Below are 746 nucleotides of genomic sequence, written 5' to 3'. Positions count from 1 at the left end.
ATGATCACCTTGTGCACGGTCTGGATGTCTTCGATGATCTGGTAATGCTGCTCGAGGATGGCGTACACACTGTTGCCGCAGTCGGCCGTCTTGGCTTTGTCTCGGAACCAGGACACCATCGTCGCTGCCGAAGTCAGCAGAGGGTTGTCAGCACCCAAACCCCAGTCTTTGGGAGGCGTATTGGCGATACCTTCTGCGGCGCTCTGCATCCGGCTGATGAGATCGAGAAACCGTTGGCAATCGCGGTCGATATTGACGAATTCCTCGGGCTCCATCCGCACCGTCATCCGACCTTCACGATCCTCCGTGATCAAGTTCGCGAATGGGCGCGGTGCCCCTACATCCCCAGCCATACAGCCATCCTGTGTTTCAGAATCATTGCGTCGGTTCAGATTTCACCATCAGGCTCCCGGTGGGAGCGTCGGCACAACAACTCGAGCTACATCGAGGCCCAGCTGGCAAGTGTCGATGTGACCCGTTTCTCGACGAGAGGGCGGGTTGACGAGGTGAAATTCGAGGCTACCGCCCTGCATTTCGACGTTGATCGAGCACACTTCGTCGGGGTGATCATCGCTCTTGCGTACCGAGATGGCATTGCGTCCATCGATGACGAATTCACGAAGGTCTCGGGCCCAGTTCGCTCGCACGTAATCCAACGTGATATTCGTGGTCGTAACGCTGATCGCGTAGCCCTTCGATCGAACCCAATCGCACCCCCGCCACCGAACCCCGCTGGGCCCGTCCCT

General features: G+C 58.0%; 1 protein-coding gene and 1 pseudogene. Both read right to left on the bottom strand.

Going from position 1 to position 746, the window contains the following annotated elements; all coding sequences use genetic code 11:
• A pseudogene (locus tag ACFWPJ_RS31440) lies at nucleotides 1–287 on the bottom strand (hypothetical protein); the annotation flags it as partial.
• Between the two features lie 114 nt (nucleotides 288–401).
• On the bottom strand, nucleotides 402–746 hold a 345-nt coding region (locus tag ACFWPJ_RS31435), incomplete at its 5' end, for a DUF3558 domain-containing protein (protein WP_378856941.1).

The organism is Nocardia sp. NPDC058497 (genome assembly GCF_042720195.1).
GTDB lineage: Bacteria > Actinomycetota > Actinomycetes > Mycobacteriales > Mycobacteriaceae > Nocardia.
The sequence above is the reverse complement of the archived record's forward strand: the minus strand, read 5'-3'. Positions and strand labels throughout refer to the sequence as shown.